Origin of the sequence: Prevotella sp. LMAG:51, from assembly GCF_008680225.1 — a bacterium.
GTDB lineage: Bacteria > Bacteroidota > Bacteroidia > Bacteroidales > Bacteroidaceae > Prevotella > Prevotella pectinovora.
In genome coordinates this window covers 18306-36576 of the sequence record NZ_NALQ01000015.1, presented here as the reverse complement: position 1 = coordinate 36576, position 18271 = coordinate 18306, and the positions used below count along the sequence as shown (strand labels likewise).

Sequence of the window (18271 nt, the reverse complement as noted above, 5' to 3'; positions counted from 1 at the left end):
TCCCCCTCCGTAGTCTGCCCTTCTGTACATTAGGGTGTCAAACTTCATTCATTAGGGTGTCAATGTCAGTTCCTGAGCTTTATCACGCATCGCTGTCCCTTCCTTATCTTCGAGCCAGCCGCTATACTCTGCTCATACACCTTTCCTCTGCCATAGATAGTCACCTTCAGACCTCTTGTCTCCGTGATGTACACGGCGTCGCGGGCTCCCATTCCTATCACGTCTGGCATCAGGTTCTTGGCATACGCCTTTCCCTTGGTCAGCGTCACCATCCTGTTGTTGCTCTCGGCCTTTCCCCATATCGGGTTTCCGTTTGCATAGCTGCCGTTCCATCCCTCGTTGGTCTTCACACCGAGATGTGCCAGCACATAGTCGGCGGCAAGCATGTTGCCGTTTTTCACTTCCGGCGTCAGCAGAGCGTCCGGTGTGCGTGCATCGGATGCGAGCAGCTTCAGGCTTTGAGCCATTATGCCCTCCGATATCTTGTGGAACACGGCACCACTCTGTCTTCCTCCCGATGCCGGCAGTCCCGGTTTCTGTATGCATACGATGCAGCTGTATCGTGGAGCGTCGGCAGGGAAATATCCGGCGAAGCTGACGAGATAGTTCATCGGTCCGCTCTTGTATCCCGACCGTCCTTTTGAAATCTGTGCAGTACCTGTCTTGCCGGCCACCTTGAACGATTCCGAACCGGCAGCTTTGCCCAGTCCTTGACTCACCACGTGGTATAGGATTGTCTGCATTTCCTTGAGAGTCTTCTCCTTGCAGATCTTCTCCTTCACCACCACGGTGGGGAAATCCTTCACCACCTGTCCGTCTTTCACCACGCTCTTCACGAATCTCGGCGCCACCATCTTTCCGTTGTTTGCGATGGCGTTGTAGAAGGTCAGCGTGTATATCGGCGGCACCTGAGTCTCATATCCGATACTCATCCACGGCAGCGTGGTACCATACCAGTTGGTGTATTGCCCACGTTTGTTTTTCTTCGGCATGCGTATCTGCGCCTTTCCCGCTCCCTTGAACGGCAGGTTCAGCGGTGCTCCCATTCCGATGCGTCGTAGTCCCTCAACGAATTTCTCCGGGTTCTTGCCGTAGTATCTGTCGATAATCCGGCTCACTCCGATGTTGGAACTCACCTCCAGCGTGCGAGGCAGTGATATCGTCTGATAACCGCCTGATGACCAGTTGTGGTCTCTCATCTTCGCTCCGTACATGTCCCATACTCCGCCTCCGGTGTCCACCATATAAGTAGTGTCCACCACTCCGTCGTCGAGTGCCACCATTATCGATGCCGTCTTGAACACCGAACCCGGTTCGAGCAGGTCAGACACGGCGTTGTTCTTTATCTCGGCATAGTCGCCGCTTGCGAGTTTCGACATGTTCACCATTGCCTTGATGTCGCCGGTGCTCACCTCCATCACGATAGCCACTCCCACGTTGCCGTTGATTTCCTTCAGCTTCTCCAGGAGCGCCCTCTCGCAGAGGTCCTGCATTCCCACGTCGATTGTCGTTATGATGTCGCATCCGGCCACCGGCGGCACGATTATCTCAGGTATCGTCTTGTCGAACACCTTGCGTATGCGCTTCTTTCCCGGTGTGCCGCTCAGGTATTTGTTGAACGACTGTTCCAGTCCGCATTTCGGCTGCCCGTTACTTATTATTAGGTCACCGATTGTTCGGCTTGCGAGCGACCCGAAGGGCTTCTTCCTCGTCGTATGCTCCACTTCGTGGAATCCTCCTCTCAGTCTTGGCTCTCTGAACACCGGCAGCCGTTTCACCTCCGTCATCTCCTCGAAGGTAGCTCGCCTCTTTATTATTTTCCAGCTCTTGTTCTTCTTGTCGTATCCCTCCTGCAGTCTGTCGCGGAAATACTCCTCGCTTTTGTCAGGGAATATACGGTGCAGCCCGGCGCAGATTTTCGGGAAATCGGCTCTCCACATGGAGTCGCGCCACTCCTGACACACGCTGAAGTCTATTATAAGGTCATATTCCGGCAGTGTTCCGGACAGCAGCCTTCCGTCGCAGCTCAGTATGTTTCCGCGTTCGGCAGGTTCCGGCTTTTCCTTTACCTTTTTCTGTTCCGCCACTTTCATCCAGTATTCACGCTTCAGAGTGCCCACATAAACCACCTTTCCGATGATCAACAGGCAGATAAGCACGGCAATCCAGGCTATTATCCTGTATCTCTTCACCGATTTGGCCAAGTTTTGCTGTCTGTTTGTATTCATTGTTCCGGTACGTTTATAATATAAGGTGGCTGGTTAGGAATATGCAGCACGCTGTCTTTGCAGTTCTGCAGCATCTGCAGCACGTTGCTCTCGCGGCTTATCTTCGTCAGTTCGCTTGTTGTCGTCATCGCCCTGAACTTCGCTTCTTCCAGCTCCTTGTTGAGCTTTGAAATCTGTATTCTCTTCTGGTCGCAGCTGTATCTGTTTGACACATATACTATCATGAAGCCCACGATTATCACGATGAGCCATTTGTACTGCTTTATTATCTTTGCCTGCAGGAATTCGCCGCCGAGGATTTTCTTGAGCGAGAAGTTCGACGACATCGGCCGTTCGTCCTCTCTGGCAATCTCCTCCACAATGCGTTTCAGTTCCTTTCTTGCCTCTTGGCTTTCCAGGTTTTCGCCGGTAGCCTCCACGTCCGTCTTCCTCTTTTCCGTCGTGTCGGCGGATGCTGTCGTGTCGGCAGTGTCAGTCGTTGCGGCGTCGGTGTTGGCGTCGTGTTGGCTGGCGAGAGGTTCCGTCCGGTGTCCGTCCGTATCTGTCAGTGTCGGTGTCGTTCCCTCTTCGGCGTTTATGTCAGTATAGTCTTCTTTCATTTCTTTTGTTCGTCTCCACTATTTGTCGGCCGGTTCTCTTTTCTCTGCAATTCTCAGTTTTGCGCTTCTGCTTCGCGGGTTGACCTGCTGTTCTTCGTCGGATGGCACTATCACCTTGTTGTTGACAAGTCTGAACGGTGTCTCCACCCTTCCGAAGAAGTCCTGTGTCGTCTTGCCTTCAGCATTTCCCGTCTTCATGAAGTTCTTTACTATCCTGTCCTCCAGGCTGTGGTATGTTATCACCGACAGCCTGCCGCCCGGTTTCAGCAGTTCCGTGGCAGAGGCGAGCATCTCCTTCAGTGCCGTCATCTCGTGGTTCACCACGATGCGCAGCGCTTGGAACATCCTCGCCATGTCCTTCTTTCCCCTTTCCTTTGGAAACAGTGGCAGCGTGGCATCCATCAGGTCCTGTGTCGTCAGTATTGGCTTCTGCTCCCTCGCTTGGGCGATGGCTTTCGCTATGCGCCTTGAGTTCTTCAGTTCACCGTAGAGGTAGAACATGTCGGCGAGTTCCTCTTCCGACCTCTCGTTCACAAGGTCGGCGGCATTCTCTCCGCCCCTTTTGTTCATCCTCATGTCGAGCGGTGCGTCGAATCTGAATGAGAACCCTCTCGTCTCGTCGTCGAAATGGTGGCTCGACACCCCCAGGTCGGCAAGCAGTCCGTCGAGTCCTTCCACTCCGTAGTAGCGCATCCAGTTCTTGAGATATCTGAAGTTGCTCCTCACGAATGTGAAGTTGTCCTGCGGACTCACGTTCTTTTCCGCATCCGCATCCTGGTCGAAGCTGTACAGGTGTCCGCCACCGTCCAGCTCCTGCAGTATTCTGCGGCTGTGACCGCCACCGCCGAACGTCACGTCGACGTATGTCCCGTCATGTTTGATGTCAAGTCCGCCGACGCTCTCTTCGAGCAATACCGGCACGTGATATGTATCGATGATGGTAGCCATTGTTTTATTTAGTTTTTTTCTTTAGTTTCCAGCAATATTGTCATTCACTTTCCCGTTGTCGGCATCCGCCGGCGAGGGGTCACCCATAATGCTCTCCAGAGCGGCGCCGAATTCGTCGGGCTCCATAAACGGGTCTGCGGTGTTTCCTTCGCTCCAGATCTCTATCGAGTCGCCCATGCCGATGAATTTCACCTGTCCGCTTATCGCAGCCATGTCGACGTATCTCTTTGGAATCAGGAATCTGCCGTTGCCGTCGAGCGATATCGCTTCCACGTCGCTCACGAACTGTCTGAAGATGCGCTGATGCTCCCTGTTCCAGCGGTTGAGCCTTGATCGCAGCTCGTCCATCTGCTCGTTCCATACGCTTTCCGGGTAGAGCACGAGGCATGGCTGGAACACGTCTTTGCGCAACACGAGGTTTTCCTCTCCGCCGGCTTGCAATACCTTGCGGAAAGTTGCGGGGAGGAACACACGTCCCTTCGCGTCGATCTTTGCCTCTATGTTACCTAAAAATCGCATACGTACATCTTAATGGGTTATTGGGCTTCAAAGTTACACATTTTCCCCCACACTCCGCCACTTTTCCCCACAATTTTCCTCTTTTCAGTATTTTTTTTTGATTTCTCTTCATTACTTGGTGTCTAATGAGGGCAGGTGGTGGGGTGGGTAGATGAGGCTTTTGGAACTAAATAAATTAATAAGAGTTCACAAATGAAGATATATTATTTAACATATCAGACGCCTTGCCCAATTGGGGTATGTCACAATATTCATATTCCGGTTTTAACCCAAATCGGTCATTTGGCCTTATTTGAATTTTGTTTTGATTTCTGCCATCCGGATTCAATTCATCAGATTCCTGTCGTCTGGCAGCTTCTCCTGTCTGCGAATCATCCGGATAACTCGCGGATAATCATCTGGCTGTTAACAATCTGGTTGTCAGTAGTCTGTTTGTATAGGTATTGCATTGAAAACAGATGGCCTGATGGTTTTGTGGCGATTGTTTTTTGCCAATATGGAATTTGGAGTAAAATGGAGTGAGATCTCCTCTGGCTGTTGATGGTCCGGACTAAATGCTTGAAGTCCCATCTGGTCATTAAGAATCAGTAATATGTATAACTTTTATACATATTTGTCAACTGTATGATTTAACAATTAAGCACCGTAAAGAGTTAAAATATTCTAATTCCAAAGCATTGTTTGTTTTCCCTTGCTGCAATGGTTGGGATTGGTGACAAGTCTTGTGTCCTGTCCGGTTTCAGTGCTGACGATTATGTTTCAGATGTATTTGTCTGGTATGTCCGGAAGGGTGGGGCATTAGCGATGCTGTGTCATGTTCCGTCCTTTTCCGATTGCCGTGCATGTGTGCGTCTCTATATATAATAGGTAATAGAAGGGCAAAACCGGTGCTTGGAATGAAGGTCAGGCAAACAATTCCCTCAGAATGGAGAGCGACTTCATTTCGCGGAAGTCAGCCACGTGCAGCCTGTAGTAGTCTGTTATAACGTCGAGACATCGGTTGCGGTCGGCGTGCGACATCTTGAAGAGTCGCATGTTGTCGTAGTTCATTCGCATCAGAGTCTGCATCTTGGTGGCGTCGTCGCCCGTGAGGAATCCCCTCTGCTGCGGTGCCCAGTCCACGAAACATCCGTTCTGCATGTCGAAGGCGCATCCCTCGCTGTAGTCCTCAAGGTTGGGAAAGAATCCCACAAACCTCGTCAGGCGCATCATGAACACAAGATGGAAGTTCGAAAAATCCTTTCTCGCTCCGTCGAGCCACTGCAGACTCTCAGATATGTAGTCGAAGAGAACCTCCGATTCCTTTTCTGACCGCGTGACGTTGGCAATGAATTCGGCGAGAAACATCGATATGGCGAGTTTGTAGGGGTCGAAGGGGATATTGGCGAATGCCACTGCCACATGAGCGTCTTTCACTGTGGCGAGTAGTCCCGGTACCTTGCGGTCGAGAGTCAGTTCGAGAATCGACAGGGGTTGGAACAGTTGGCGGCGCCCGCGGCCCGCCTTCGACCGCCCTATGTTTAGCACGCACGACAGCCTGCCCTCCTCTCTGGAGAGCACGTCTACCATCATTTTCGAATCGTTGAACATGAAGGCGTGGAGCACTATGCAATTGATGTTGAAAGTCATATTTGTCGGCAAAATTATCAAAAAACCTCATTCGAAGGGCGTAAAATCCTTAAAAACAACAAGAAAAGCACGAATTTCAATATTTTTTCTTGAAAATATTTGTGTATATGATAAAGTTGACGTAACTTTGCACCGCAAAATCCGATTATGGTCCCTTCGTCTATCGGTTAGGACGAGAGATTTTCATTCTCTAAAGAGGAGTTCGACTCTCCTAGGGACTACAATAAAAAATAAAAAGATAATAACAAGATGGCAAATCACAAATCATCACTAAAAAGAATCCGCCAGGATAAGAAAAAGAATTTGCACAACAGATATTATGCAAAGACTATGCGTAATGCAGTTCGTAAACTGCGCGCTATGACAGACAAGGAAGAGGCTGTTAAGATGTACCCAAGCGTACAGAAGATTCTTGACAAGCTGGCTAAGACTAACCTTATCCACAAGAATAAGGCTGCTAACATCAAGTCAAGCTTGGCACAGCACATCAATAGCCTAGCCTAAGTCAAGAGTCGCACTATGGGGCGATGTAAAATGTTATTGAATCATACGGAATGCTGCAATCGGAAGATTGTGGCATTTCTGCGTTATGGCATATCGTTATGTTATGGCATATCGCCGTTTTGCATGCCGATGGTGGCGTGAGGATGATGCAGCGTTATGTGTATGAAAACAAAGGCCTGGCAGATGCGGAATCTGATGGCCAGTTTGGAAATAACCCCAATATGTCGAGGGTGAAGAGGAACGGCGACACTTTTTAAACCGAAAATTTCCCTATGTCAATAAAATTGACTATCTTTGCCCCTTGAAAAAATCAAGAAATCAACAATGTCAGACAATCAGATAAACGAGAACAACTATTCCGCCAGTAACATTCAGGTGCTGGAGGGTCTTGAGGCTGTGCGCAAGCGTCCGGCCATGTATATCGGCGATATCAGTGAGAAAGGTCTCCATCACCTTGTGAACGAGACCGTGGACAACTCCATCGACGAGGCGATGGCAGGCTATTGCACGCACATCGAGGTTACCATCAACGAGGACGAGTCTATCACGGTACAGGACAACGGACGTGGTATTCCGGTGGACATGCACGAGAAACTCCACAAGTCGGCACTCGAAGTGGTAATGACGGTGCTCCACGCAGGAGGAAAGTTTGACAAGGGATCATACAAAGTCAGCGGAGGACTCCACGGAGTGGGTGTGAGTTGTGTGAACGCACTCTCCACAAAGATGCTCTCGCAGGTGTTCCGCAACGGCAAGATCTATCAGCAGGAATACGAAAAGGGAAAGCCTCTCTATTCCGTGAAGGTAGTGGGAGAGACCGACCAGCAGGGAACACGTCAGCAGTTCTGGCCGGACCCAACCATATTTACCACCACCACGTATAAGTACGACATCATAGCCAAGCGAATGAGAGAGCTGGCATATCTGAATGCCGGCATCACCATAACGCTTACCGATATGCGTCCCGACGAGGAGGGAAAGACCCGTCAGGAGGTGTTCCATGCCAAGGAGGGACTGAAGGAGTTCGTGCGCTACGTCGACCGCCATCGCACCCACCTCTTCGATGATGTCATCTATCTGAAGACCGAGAAGCAGGGTATTCCAATCGAGGTGGCTATCATGTATAACACCGACTATAGCGAGAATATCCATTCATACGTAAACAATATCAACACCATAGAGGGAGGAACACACCTTATGGGCTTCCGTATGGCACTCACCCGCACGCTGAAGAAATACGCCGACAGCGACCCGGTGATTTCAAAGCAGATAGAGAAGGCGAAGATAGAAATCGCCGGAGAGGACTTCCGTGAGGGACTCACCGCCGTAATCTCGATAAAGGTGGCAGAGCCGCAGTTTGAGGGACAGACAAAGACGAAGCTCGGAAACAACGAGGTTACCGGAGCCGTGCAGCAGGCCGTGTCGGAGGCGCTGACAAACTATCTGGAGGAGCATCCGAAAGAGGCGAAGCAGGTTTGCGAGAAGGTCATCCTTGCAGCTACGGCGCGTATCGCGGCACGCAAGGCACGTGAGAGCGTGCAGCGCAAGAACCCGATGACCGGAGGCGGACTGCCGGGAAAACTCGCCGACTGTTCCAACCGTGACCCGAAGGAGTGTGAGATATTCCTCGTCGAGGGAGACTCCGCCGGAGGTTCGGCAAAGCAGGGCCGCGACCGCTACACCCAGGCAATCCTGCCGCTCAGAGGTAAGATCCTGAACGTGGAGAAGGTGATGTGGCACAAGGTGTTCGAGAGCGAGTCGGTGATGAACATCATCCAGAGTATCGGCGTGCGCTTCGGAGTGGACGGCGAAGACGACAAGGAGGCGAACACCGAAAAGCTGCGCTACGACAAGATCATCATCATGACCGATGCCGACGTCGATGGTTCTCACATCGACACGCTCATCATGACGCTCTTCTATCGTTTCATGCCGAAGGTGATACAGGAGGGACATCTCTATATCGCCACTCCGCCATTGTATCTCTGCACCTTCAAGAACAAAGTGAAGGAATACTGCTACACCGAGCAGCAGCGTCAGGCGTTCCTCGACAAATACGGCAACGGCGTGGACGACGACAAGAATATCCACACACAGCGATATAAAGGTTTGGGAGAGATGAACCCGGAGCAGCTCTGGGACACCACAATGAATCCTAAGACCCGTCTGCTCAAGCAGGTGAACATAGAGAATGCCGCCGAGGCGGACGAGATATTCTCTATGCTTATGGGCGACGACGTGGAGCCACGCCGCCAGTTCATAGAGCAGAATGCCACATACGCCAACATCGACGCATAAACAGCCGGAAGGCGTCGGGACGGTACGTGGAAACATCCGGTTCCCCGGAAAGGAAACGGACCGGAAAACGGCAATAAGACGGAATCTGATGGTTGGTAATGCCTATACTTCATGGCAGAATGCTAAAAAACGAAGAAAAAGCAGATGCAAACCACATATTTTATGCATAAAACTTTGCGCACGTTAATAATAATTGTTAACTTTGCAGCGTTCAGTGGAATGGGGAGCCCCGAAGGAGCTCCTCATTTTATTTTAAATCCCCGACAGGCGACACTTTCTGATGGATGACATTCTCTTGCCGCCTCAAGGGAATTACCACAAGTTATTTTATTTATGATAGACAAAAACGTAGTTGAAAAATTAGTTAACCAGTGGCTCGAGGACAAAGACTATTTCCTCGTTGACATTGAGATTAGTCCAGACGACAGAATCGTCGTGGAGATCGACCATGCAGATGGCGTGTGGATTGAGGATTGCGTGCAGCTCAGCCGCTTCATAGAAGACAACCTCAACCGTGATGACGAGGACTACGAATTGGAGGTTGGCAGCGCCGGCCTCGGACAGCCTTTCAAGGTGAGACAGCAGTATCTCAACTTCATCGGAAAAGAAGTGGAAGTGCTCGACGCCGACGGAAAGAAATGGAAAGGACTGCTCAAGAGTGTGGATGGAGACGATTTCACCATCACCGTGAAAGAGAAAGTGAAGAAGGAAGGAGCCAAGCGCCCGGTAATAGAAGACGTTGACAAGACCTTCGGCATGAACACAGTGAAATATACAAAATACTTAATAAGTTTCAAATAAGCTATGGCAGCATTGAAGAAAGAAGAAGAAACAGTAAGCATGTTCGAATCCTTCAAAGAATTCAAGGAAACGAAGAATATCGACAGAACGACTCTCATGAGCGTGCTCGAGGAAAGCTTCCGCAACGTCATCGCGAAGATCTTCGGCAGCGACGAGAACTTCGACGTCATCGTGAACCCCGACAAGGGCGACTTCGAGATATACCGTAACCGTACCGTCGTTGCCGACGGCGTGGAGCATGACGACAACAAAGAGATAACACTCACAGAGGCTCGCAAGATACAGGCAGACTACGAGGTGGGTGAGGACGTGAGCGAGAAGGTGGACTTCAGCAAGTTCGGACGCCGTGCCATCCTCAACCTGCGTCAGACTTTGGCTTCAAAGGTGCTCGAGCTCGAGCACGACAGCCTCTACAACAAATACAAAGACCGTGTGGGACAGGTAATCACAGCTGAGGTCTATCAGGTGTGGAAGAGAGAGGTGCTCCTCGTTGACGACGAGAACAACGAGCTTATCCTTCCTAAGGGAGAGCAGATTCCTCGCGACCAGTATCGCAAGGGAGAGACCGTAAAGGCTGTCATCCTGCGTGTGGACAACGAGAACAACAACCCGAAAATCATCCTCAGCCGCACAAGTCCGGTGTTCCTGCAGCGCCTGCTCGAACAGGAGGTGCCAGAGATTGCCGACGGACTCATCACCGTGCAGCGCATAGCACGTATGCCGGGAGAGAGAGCCAAGATCGCCGTTGAGAGCTACGACGAGCGCATCGACCCGGTAGGAGCATGCGTGGGAGTGAAGGGTAGCCGCGTGCACGGTATCGTAAGAGAACTGTGCAACGAGAACATCGATGTGATCAACTACACCGCAAACACCAAGCTCTTCATCCAGCGCGCACTCAGTCCGGCAAAGGTCCTCAACATCAATGTAGACGAGGAGAACCACAAGGCAGAGGTGTTCCTCAAGCCGGAAGAGGTATCATTGGCAATCGGCCGTGGCGGTATGAACATCAAGTTGGCAAGTATGCTGACAGAATACACCATCGACGTGTTCCGTGACATGGAGGATGGCCAGGAGGTGGAAGACATCTACCTCGACGAGTTTGCCGACGAGATAGACCAGTGGGTAATCGATGCCATCAAGTCTATCGGCTTCAACACTGCAAAGAAGGTGCTTGAGGCACCACGCGAAATGCTCGTAGAGAAAGCCGACCTCGAAGAGGAGACGGTAGACCACGTGCTCCAGGTGCTGAGAGCGGAATTCGAATAATACATACAGTCCATACGGCACGCCGCTCCCCAGAACGGTGTGCCGCATGTGTAAGCATTCGGGAATGGCATGTTCCGGAAACTGGCGGACCGCAAGCAAGGGCGGAGAACGAATATTCCGCAGTCAGAACGCTCCGGACAAGCCGAATAATAACAGAAAAGAAAGAAGAAGGGTAAAACATATAGTATGAGCATCAGATTAAACAAAGCGATTAGTGAATTGAATATAGGACTTCAAACGGCAGTTGATTTCCTGAAAAAAAGAAGCGAACTGGGAGAGGCTCCAGAGGGTCCTAACTCCAAGCTCACCGACGGACAGTATAATGCTCTCGTAGAGGCATACAAGTCGGACAAGGAGGAGCGCACACAGGCAGAGAAGCTCTTGCAGAAGCGTCCTAAGGAGAAGAAACGCTCTGACAAGAAAGAGGGACGAAGCACAGAGCCAAGACCTCAGCAGAAGTACACACCATTAGGAAAGATAGACCTCGACAGTCTGGGCAAGAAGCCATCAGCGAAATCTGCTGCTTCTACTGCAAAGCCCGAAGAGAAAAAGGCAAATGCTGCTGCCGTCAGCAAGCCAGCCGAGGAGAAGCCCGTGGCACAGGAACCAGTGGAAACGGTTGCCAAAGAGCAGCCAAGTCAAGAACAGCCTAAGCCAGCCCAGCCTAAACCGGAGCCGGTGGCATCAAAGTCGGAAGTGAAGGCAGCACAGCCAGCAGCACAGCCTGCTGCAAAGAATGAGCCTAAAGAGGCATCACCGGCAAATGCGGCACAGCCTGCTGCTGCCGACAACGACTCAAAGGTGTTCACGCTGAAGAGCGAGAAGAAACTCGCTCCCAAGGTTAACGTGTTGGGCAAGATTGACCTCGACTCTCTGAACCAGAGCACTCGTCCTAAGAAGAAGAGCAAGGAGGAGCGCCGCAAGGAGCGTGAGGAGAAGGCACAGCATGGCGGAGCAAACGCCAATGGCGAGCGCAAGAAGCGTCAGCGCATCGGCAAGGAGCGTGTAGACATCGCTGCAGCTGCCAAGCAGAACAACGCCCAGGGCGGTCAGAAGAACGCCGGAGGTTCAAACAAGAAGAAGAACCGCAAGCGCGGCGGACAGAAGCCGGCTGAAGTAAGCGAGGAGGATGTAGCACGTCAGGTAAAGGAGACGCTCGCACGCCTCACCAGCAAGGGACAGAACAAGAAGGGAGCCAAATACCGCAAGGAGAAGCGCGACGCCGCCCAGGAACATCTCAAGGAGCAGCGCGCCGAGGAGAAGGCAGAGAGCAAGATACTGAAGCTTACGGAGTTCGTTACCGTCAGCGAACTTGCCAACATGATGAACGTCTCTGTAAACCAGGTCATCGGTACCTGTATGAGCGTCGGCATCATGGTGTCTATCAACCAGCGTCTCGATGCAGAGACCATCAACCTCGTTGCTGAGGAGTTCGGCTTCAAGACAGAATACGTTAGTGCCGAGGTTTCGGAGGCTATCAATGAGGAGCCTGACGATGAGAACGATCTGCTGCCACGTGCTCCTATCGTTACCGTGATGGGACACGTAGACCATGGTAAGACTTCTCTCCTCGACCATATCCGCAATACCAACGTCATCGCCGGTGAGGCAGGTGGTATCACCCAGCATATCGGTGCATACAACGTGACGTTGCAGAACGGCAGACATATCACATTCCTCGACACTCCGGGTCATGAGGCGTTCACCGCCATGCGTGCCCGTGGTGCCCAGGTCACCGATATAGCCATCATCATCATCGCTGCCGACGACAGCGTGATGCCTACCACACGTGAGGCAATCGCCCACGCACAGGCTGCCAACGTGCCGATGGTATTCGCCATCAACAAGATTGACAAGCCGGGTGCCAATGCCGACAAGATCAGGGAAGACCTCGCCAATATGAACCTCCTTGTAGAGGAGTGGGGCGGAAAGTACCAGTGTCAGGAGATCAGTGCCAAGAAGGGCATTGGCGTTGACGAACTTCTTGAGAAGGTGCTCCTTGAGGCCGATATGCTCGAACTGAAGGCTAATCCAAACCGCAAGGCTACGGGTAGCGTCATAGAGTCGTCGCTCGACAAGGGTCGCGGTTATGTCTCTACTGTTCTCGTGAGCAACGGAACGCTCCGTGTGGGCGACAACCTGATTGCCGGAACGAGCTACGGACGTATCAAGGCTATGTTCAACGAGCGTAACCAGCGTATCGATGAGGCAAAGCCGGCAGAGCCTGCAATCATCCTGGGTCTCAACGGTGCTCCTACGGCAGGTGATGCCTTCCACGTTCTCGACACTGAGGTGGAGGCTCGTGAGATTGCCAACAAGCGTCTGCAGTTGCAGCGTGAGCAGGGATTGCGCACTCAGAAGCGTCTTACCCTCAGCGACATCAGCCATCGTATCGCACTCGGATCATTCAAGGAGCTCAACATCATCGTCAAGGGTGATACCGACGGTAGTATCGAGGCTCTCAGCGACTCGTTCATCAAGCTCTCTACAGAGAAGATCAAGGTCAACGTCATCTACAAGGCCGTGGGTCAGATTTCAGAGAGCGATGTTACTCTCGCCGACGCTTCGGATGCTCTCATCGTGGGCTTCCAGGTGCGTCCTTCGGCAGCGGCCCGCAAGCTCGCCGACCAGGAGGGTGTGGAGATCAACACCTATTCTGTCATCTACGACGCCATCGAGGATGTCACTTCCGCCATGGAGGGTATGCTCGACAAGGTTGTCAAGGAGGTTGTCTCCGGTCAGGTGGAAGTTCGCGAGGTATACAAGATCTCGAAGGTCGGAACGGTTGCCGGTGCTTTGGTCACCGAGGGCAAGGTTCACCGCACAGACAAGGCTCGTCTTATCCGCGACGGTATCGTTATCCATACTGGAGCCATCAACGCCCTCAAGCGTTTCAAGGACGATGTCAAGGAGGTGGGAGTCACCTTCGAGTGTGGTATCTCGCTCGTCAACTTCAACGATATCCAGGTGGGCGACGTCATCGAGACGTTCACAGAGATTGAGGTTAAGCAGAAACTGTAATCCCCCAGGACTACATACTGATTTATAATAAATGAAAATGCGCCGGCTGTCATTACGATAGCTGGCGCATTTTCATTTAAAAATGATTCTTAAATTTGTTTTATAAAGTCATCAAGTCCGATTATGGTGTTATTTATGAAAATCAGTATATCTTAATTCCTCAAGTCGTTTAGCGTCGAGCACACCGTCGTCCCATAACTTGTCTGATTCGGCATCGAGTTCTTGTTGGAAATGCTTTGTCAGAACAGCTTGTACTTCACGGGCGTATTCTTCACTGTTATCATAGGAAAACAGTTTCAGTAAATGTTGCTGAGTGGGATTTAACCCAAATCGGTCATTAGGCCGTTTAATGTATAATTTTAATAACTGCTTGCAGTCTTTTGCTTTTTATAAGGCGTCTTTTGCTCGTTTTTAATTCGCAATAGCCCGCTATTACTCATTAAAAGCCAAACAAAATCCACTCTTCTAAAAAACAAAATCCATGCAAGCCCTAATGACCGATTTGGGTTTAAAACTGAAGTTGCCATAATGTCTTGATTTTATCGTTATATTGCAAAGCTAGAATTTCTTTCCCTATTCTCAAAATATTTCATATAGAAATCAATATTTATTTGAGTCACAATATTTTCCCACAATCCCCAACGCAAAACAAAGGCGCATCCGGAACATTACCGGATGCGCCTTTTGGGGAATATTGTGTAGTCTGTCTTGTTAGTGGATGTTGTCCTCGATGAGGTTCTCTCCTGTCATGTCGGCAGGCTGCTCCAGACCCATGATGTGGAGGATAGAAGGAGCCACATCGGCAAGACGGCCGTCCTTGACAGTAGCCGAATTGTTGTCTGTAACGTAGATGAACGGAACTGGGTTCAGAGAGTGAGCCGTGTTAGGAGTGCCGTCAGCGTTGATGGCATTGTCAGCATTGCCGTGGTCGGCGATGATGATAGCCTCGTAGTCGTTGGCCTTGGCAGCCTCGATAACGTCTTTCACGCAGTTGTCCACAGCATGAACAGCCTTTGCGATGGCATTGTAGACACCGGTGTGTCCCACCATGTCGCCGTTGGCGAAGTTCACCACGATGAAGTCATACTCCTGGGTGTTGATGGCACCCACCAGCTTGTCCTTCACCTCGTATGCGCTCATCTCAGGCTTCAGGTCGTATGTGGCAACCTTCGGCGAAGGCACGAGGATACGGTCCTCGCCCTCAAATGGAGTCTCGCGGCCGCCGTTGAAGAAGAATGTCACGTGAGCGTATTTCTCAGTCTCGGCAGTGTGCAGCTGCTTCTTGCCCTGCTTGCTGAGATACTCACCGAGAGTGTCCTGCACGTTCTCTTTCGGGAAGAGGATGTGTACGCCCTTGAACGAAGCGTCGTAAGGAGTCATGCAGTAATACTGCAGGTCCTTGATAGTATGCATTCCCTCCTCAGGCATATCCTGCTGTGTGAGCACCTGGGTAAGCTCCTTGGCGCGGTCGTTGCGGTAGTTGATGAATATCACCACGTCGCCCTCCTGTATCGTTCCGTCAACGTTGGCGTTTGAGATAGGCTTCACAAACTCGTCGGTCACGTCGGCAGCATAGCTCTCCTCCATAGCCTTCACCATGTCGGTAGCCTTTGTTCCCTTGCCCTCTACGAGCAGGTCGTAAGCCTCCTTCACACGGTTCCAGCGCTTGTCGCGGTCCATGGCATAGAAACGTCCCACGATGCTTGCGATGTGGGCGTCGTTCTTCTCGCAGTGGTCAGTCAGCTCCTTGATGAATCCCACTCCGCTCTTAGGGTCGGTGTCGCGTCCGTCCATGAAGCAGTGTACGAAGGTGTTCTTCAGTCCGTACTCCTTTGAGATTTCCACGAATTTGAACAGGTGGTCGAGAGAAGAGTGCACACCTCCGGTGGAAGTCAGTCCCATGAGGTGTAGGCGCTTGCCTGTCTTCTGTGCGTAAGAGAATGCGCTCACCACCTCAGGGTTCTTCAGAATAGAACCGTCGGCGCAGGCGCGGTTGATTTTCACGAGGTCCTGATATACGATGCGGCCCGCTCCGATGTTGAGGTGACCCACCTCAGAGTTGCCCATCTGTCCGTCAGGCAGACCCACGTCCTCACCACAAGCCATGAGCTGTGAATGGGCGCTTACTGCCGTAAGATAATCGAGATAAGGAGTAGGAGTGTTGTTGATCACGTCTCCCTTTCCATGTTTGCCGATACCCCATCCGTCGAGTATCATCAATAAAGCTTTCTTTGCCATGATAATTTTTATGTGTTATATTAAATGGTTGACAGTTGATGAGTTTGACGGGTTGACCGGAAGGCTTGTCCCTGTCATCACCCCGTATAACGGGTATAACAGAATGCATGTCTTGTAGACATCCCGTTTCTTTTGAGTGCAAAATTACAATATCTGTTTATATTATACAAGAAGAAAACTGCTAAATAGCTTTAACTGCCTAATGTCTTGACATATACCTATCCCCATTGTCAATCGTAGTTGGCAAAACTCCTTGAAGGCTTGTCCGTTCTCTGTTTTGACGTTTTTCTCCTTGCACAGCCCCGGCTTCTGTCCTGTTCGCCATCTTTCCTTCTTTCCGGTCCGTCAGTCTTCTTTCCGGTTCGTCAGTCCGTCCTACTTTTCTTCTCCATTCCTTCCGTCTAAATCAGCTCAAAGTCAAATAATTAGTAAGAAAATCGCTGAAAAGTAGGAGGGTAATTAAAAAAACAGTAAATTTGTACCCAAACATTACCTTTTTTTTAGTATGAAGAAGATATACACACTATGCGCACTGGCATTTGCCGCTCTCACGGCATTTGCTTCTCCCGCAAGACCGGGACAATGGAAAACGGTACGTCTCGCTGACGGTACCGAAGTTAGAGTAGAGCTTAAGGGCGACGAATGGGGAAGCTATTGGCAGGCAGCCGATGGCAAGACATACGTGGAAGACGGTGAGACCGGTATTTTCAAACCGGTTGACGTGGCTCGTATGCTGAAGGCAACAGAGCCGATGAGACTTCAGAGAGCACAAGACCGTGCCGTCCGTCTGAAGAAGCTCTACAACCAGAACCAGCTCCAGGCCAGCACTTCTCACAAGAAGGCAATCTCCGGAGGCAAGAAGAAGGGACTCATCATCCTCGTCAACTATCCTGACGGAAAGTCAGCACAGTTCCAGCCGGAGCACACCAGAGAACTCCTCCAGGAAGTTGCCAACGGCAAGAACTACACCAACAAGGAATTAGGCTTCACTGGTAGCGTTGCAGATTATTTCCGCTCTCAGAGTCTCGGCAAGCTCGATATCGAGTTCGATGTTGTAGGTCCATACATGCTTGCCCACAAGCGTTGGTATTACGGCACCAACCAGGGTTATTCCCACGACACCAAGCCAGGAGAGATGATCGCTGAGGCAGTATTGGCAGCAGATGCAGATGTAAATTATGCCGACTACGACTGGGACGGCGACGGAGAAGTTGACCAGGTGTTCGTGCTCTATGCCGGACTCGGTGAGCACGATGGCGGATCAGCAACAACAATATGGCCACATGAGTCTAAGCTCAGCGCTTCAGACTACAAGAAGGCCATCAACCTCGACGGTGTGAAGATCGATACCTACGCCTGCAGTAGCGAGTTGCAGAGAGGCAGTACCATCTGCGGTATCGGTACCATCTGCCACGAGTTCTCACACTGCCTCGGATTCCCTGATACCTACGACCCAACCAAGACACATTTCGGAATGGGCACTTGGGACCTCATGGACGTTGGTTCTTACATCGACAACGGTTTCACACCTTCTTGCTACACAGGTCTGGAGCGTATGATTGCCGGATGGCAGAACGCCAAGGTGTTGGCAAACGACACCATTGTAAACAATATGGGCCCTATCTCAGAGGGAGGCGAGTTCTTCATCGTTTATAACGAAGGCTACAAGAATGAGTTCTATATCCTCGAAAACCATCAGAACGTAGGTTGGGACGCAAAGCGCAAGGGTACAGGTCTGCTCGTGAACTATGTAGACTACGATGAGAGAGTGTGGACCGGAATGGCTCCTAACGCCAACGGCGACTATGCGAGATACACCATCATCTGTGCCGACGGTTACAACTATGACCAGTATCCAGACGACAACTGCTTCCCATACGGCAGCGTGAACAGTCTGACAGACAATTCTGAGCCTGCCGCTACACTCAACCACGCCAACGTGAACGGCAAGAAACTCATGGGCAAGCCTATCACCGATATCCACAGAAATGCCGACGGCACAATGGGATTCACCTTCAAGCGTGAGGTGGAGCTGAGCAACACTCCGAATCCATGGGACAACCTGGTTGTTGACGGCATCGCTGAGGTCAACGCTGCTACACAGGCTAAGGCAGACAACCGCATCTATACACTCGACGGCCGTTTCCTCGGCACCGACATGAAGGCGCTCAAGAGCGGTATGTATATCGTGAATGGAAAGAAAATCCTAAAATAACAGAA

At 51.0% G+C, this 18271-nt stretch carries 14 protein-coding genes and 1 tRNA gene; 8 read left to right on the top strand and 7 right to left on the bottom strand.

What is annotated here, in order from left to right; translation table 11 throughout:
* Nucleotides 1–65 precede the first annotated feature (65 nt).
* The 5 genes from CCC32_RS04485 to recO form a co-directional block, all read right to left on the bottom strand.
* Nucleotides 66–2228, bottom strand: a complete 2163-nt coding sequence (locus CCC32_RS04485; RefSeq protein WP_287072616.1) for a PASTA domain-containing penicillin-binding protein — start codon at nt 2226–2228, stop codon at nt 66–68.
* Nucleotides 2225–2827, bottom strand: a complete 603-nt coding sequence (locus CCC32_RS04480) for an FtsL-like putative cell division protein (RefSeq protein ID WP_287072614.1) — start codon at nt 2825–2827, stop codon at nt 2225–2227. The genes CCC32_RS04485 and CCC32_RS04480 overlap by 4 nt, the downstream gene beginning before the upstream one ends.
* An 18-nt stretch (nt 2828–2845) precedes the next feature.
* Nucleotides 2846–3775, bottom strand: coding sequence for a 16S rRNA (cytosine(1402)-N(4))-methyltransferase RsmH (gene rsmH / locus CCC32_RS04475; RefSeq protein WP_022316037.1), 930 nt, complete (start codon nt 3773–3775; stop codon nt 2846–2848).
* Nucleotides 3776–3796: 21 nt separating this feature from the next.
* Nucleotides 3797–4294 (bottom strand): division/cell wall cluster transcriptional repressor MraZ, encoded by a 498-nt coding sequence (gene mraZ, locus CCC32_RS04470; RefSeq protein ID WP_022316038.1) that lies wholly within the window; start codon nt 4292–4294, stop codon nt 3797–3799.
* A gap of 903 nt (nt 4295–5197) precedes the next feature.
* A complete protein-coding gene (recO, locus tag CCC32_RS04465) occupies nt 5198–5923 on the bottom strand; it encodes a DNA repair protein RecO (RefSeq protein ID WP_287072611.1) in 726 nt (241 codons plus the stop codon).
* A 149-nt stretch (nt 5924–6072) separates the two neighbouring features.
* Between recO and CCC32_RS04460 the strand changes: the two genes are divergently transcribed.
* From CCC32_RS04460 to infB, 7 genes are all read left to right on the top strand, one after another.
* Nucleotides 6073–6144: transfer RNA gene (locus CCC32_RS04460), tRNA-Glu, on the top strand.
* A gap of 28 nt (nt 6145–6172) precedes the next feature.
* Nucleotides 6173–6427 carry a 30S ribosomal protein S20 gene (rpsT, locus tag CCC32_RS04455; protein WP_022316040.1) on the top strand — a complete coding sequence of 85 codons (255 nt, stop codon included), beginning with the start codon at nt 6173–6175 and terminating at the stop codon, nt 6425–6427.
* 98 nt (nt 6428–6525) lie between these two features.
* Nucleotides 6526–6684: a hypothetical protein gene (locus CCC32_RS04450; protein WP_156132463.1), complete on the top strand. Its 159-nt coding sequence runs from the start codon at nt 6526–6528 to the stop codon at nt 6682–6684.
* A gap of 67 nt (nt 6685–6751) precedes the next feature.
* Complete coding sequence (gene gyrB, locus CCC32_RS04445) at nt 6752–8725, top strand: DNA topoisomerase (ATP-hydrolyzing) subunit B (RefSeq protein ID WP_287072607.1); 1974 nt, start codon at nt 6752–6754, stop codon at nt 8723–8725.
* Nucleotides 8726–9058: 333 nt separating this feature from the next.
* Nucleotides 9059–9526 (top strand): ribosome assembly cofactor RimP, encoded by a 468-nt coding sequence (gene rimP, locus CCC32_RS04440; protein ID WP_042517913.1) that lies wholly within the window; start codon nt 9059–9061, stop codon nt 9524–9526.
* 3 nt (nt 9527–9529) lie between these two features.
* Nucleotides 9530–10792 carry a transcription termination factor NusA gene (nusA, locus tag CCC32_RS04435; RefSeq protein WP_042517916.1) on the top strand — a complete coding sequence of 421 codons (1263 nt, stop codon included), beginning with the start codon at nt 9530–9532 and terminating at the stop codon, nt 10790–10792.
* A gap of 186 nt (nt 10793–10978) precedes the next feature.
* Nucleotides 10979–13813, top strand: a complete 2835-nt coding sequence (infB, locus tag CCC32_RS04430; RefSeq protein WP_287072603.1) for a translation initiation factor IF-2 — start codon at nt 10979–10981, stop codon at nt 13811–13813.
* Nucleotides 13814–13942: 129 nt separating this feature from the next.
* Here the strand turns inward: infB and CCC32_RS12775 are convergent, their stop codons facing one another.
* Both CCC32_RS12775 and gpmI read right to left on the bottom strand, forming a co-directional pair.
* On the bottom strand, nt 13943–14164 hold the full coding sequence (locus CCC32_RS12775) for a DUF8507 family protein (protein ID WP_287072826.1): 222 nt from the start codon (nt 14162–14164) through the stop codon (nt 13943–13945).
* Between the two features lie 360 nt (nt 14165–14524).
* Nucleotides 14525–16051, bottom strand: a complete 1527-nt coding sequence (gpmI, locus tag CCC32_RS04420; RefSeq protein WP_044074233.1) for a 2,3-bisphosphoglycerate-independent phosphoglycerate mutase — start codon at nt 16049–16051, stop codon at nt 14525–14527.
* Nucleotides 16052–16556: 505 nt separating this feature from the next.
* On the opposite strand from gpmI, the gene CCC32_RS04415 reads away from it, so the two are divergent.
* On the top strand, nt 16557–18266 hold the full coding sequence (locus CCC32_RS04415; protein WP_287072602.1) for a M6 family metalloprotease domain-containing protein: 1710 nt from the start codon (nt 16557–16559) through the stop codon (nt 18264–18266).
* The last annotated feature ends 5 nt before the right edge of the window (nt 18267–18271 follow it).

What these genes read in the sequence shown, in the direction of transcription:
- recO (WP_287072611.1), bottom strand. Translation starts at nt 5,923, where the DNA reads ATGACTTTCAACATCAATTGCATAGTGCTCCACGCCTTCATGTTCAAC.
- rpsT (WP_022316040.1), top strand. Translation starts at nt 6,173, where the DNA reads ATGGCAAATCACAAATCATCACTAAAAAGAATCCGCCAGGATAAGAAA.
- CCC32_RS04480 (WP_287072614.1), bottom strand. Translation starts at nt 2,827, where the DNA reads ATGAAAGAAGACTATACTGACATAAACGCCGAAGAGGGAACGACACCG.
- mraZ (WP_022316038.1), bottom strand. Translation starts at nt 4,294, where the DNA reads ATGCGATTTTTAGGTAACATAGAGGCAAAGATCGACGCGAAGGGACGT.
- rimP (WP_042517913.1), top strand. Translation starts at nt 9,059, where the DNA reads ATGATAGACAAAAACGTAGTTGAAAAATTAGTTAACCAGTGGCTCGAG.
- CCC32_RS04415 (WP_287072602.1), top strand. Translation starts at nt 16,557, where the DNA reads ATGAAGAAGATATACACACTATGCGCACTGGCATTTGCCGCTCTCACG.
- nusA (WP_042517916.1), top strand. Translation starts at nt 9,530, where the DNA reads ATGGCAGCATTGAAGAAAGAAGAAGAAACAGTAAGCATGTTCGAATCC.
- gyrB (WP_287072607.1), top strand. Translation starts at nt 6,752, where the DNA reads ATGTCAGACAATCAGATAAACGAGAACAACTATTCCGCCAGTAACATT.
- gpmI (WP_044074233.1), bottom strand. Translation starts at nt 16,051, where the DNA reads ATGGCAAAGAAAGCTTTATTGATGATACTCGACGGATGGGGTATCGGC.
- infB (WP_287072603.1), top strand. Translation starts at nt 10,979, where the DNA reads ATGAGCATCAGATTAAACAAAGCGATTAGTGAATTGAATATAGGACTT.
- rsmH (WP_022316037.1), bottom strand. Translation starts at nt 3,775, where the DNA reads ATGGCTACCATCATCGATACATATCACGTGCCGGTATTGCTCGAAGAG.
- CCC32_RS04485 (WP_287072616.1), bottom strand. Translation starts at nt 2,228, where the DNA reads ATGAATACAAACAGACAGCAAAACTTGGCCAAATCGGTGAAGAGATAC.
- CCC32_RS04450 (WP_156132463.1), top strand. Translation starts at nt 6,526, where the DNA reads ATGTTATGGCATATCGCCGTTTTGCATGCCGATGGTGGCGTGAGGATG.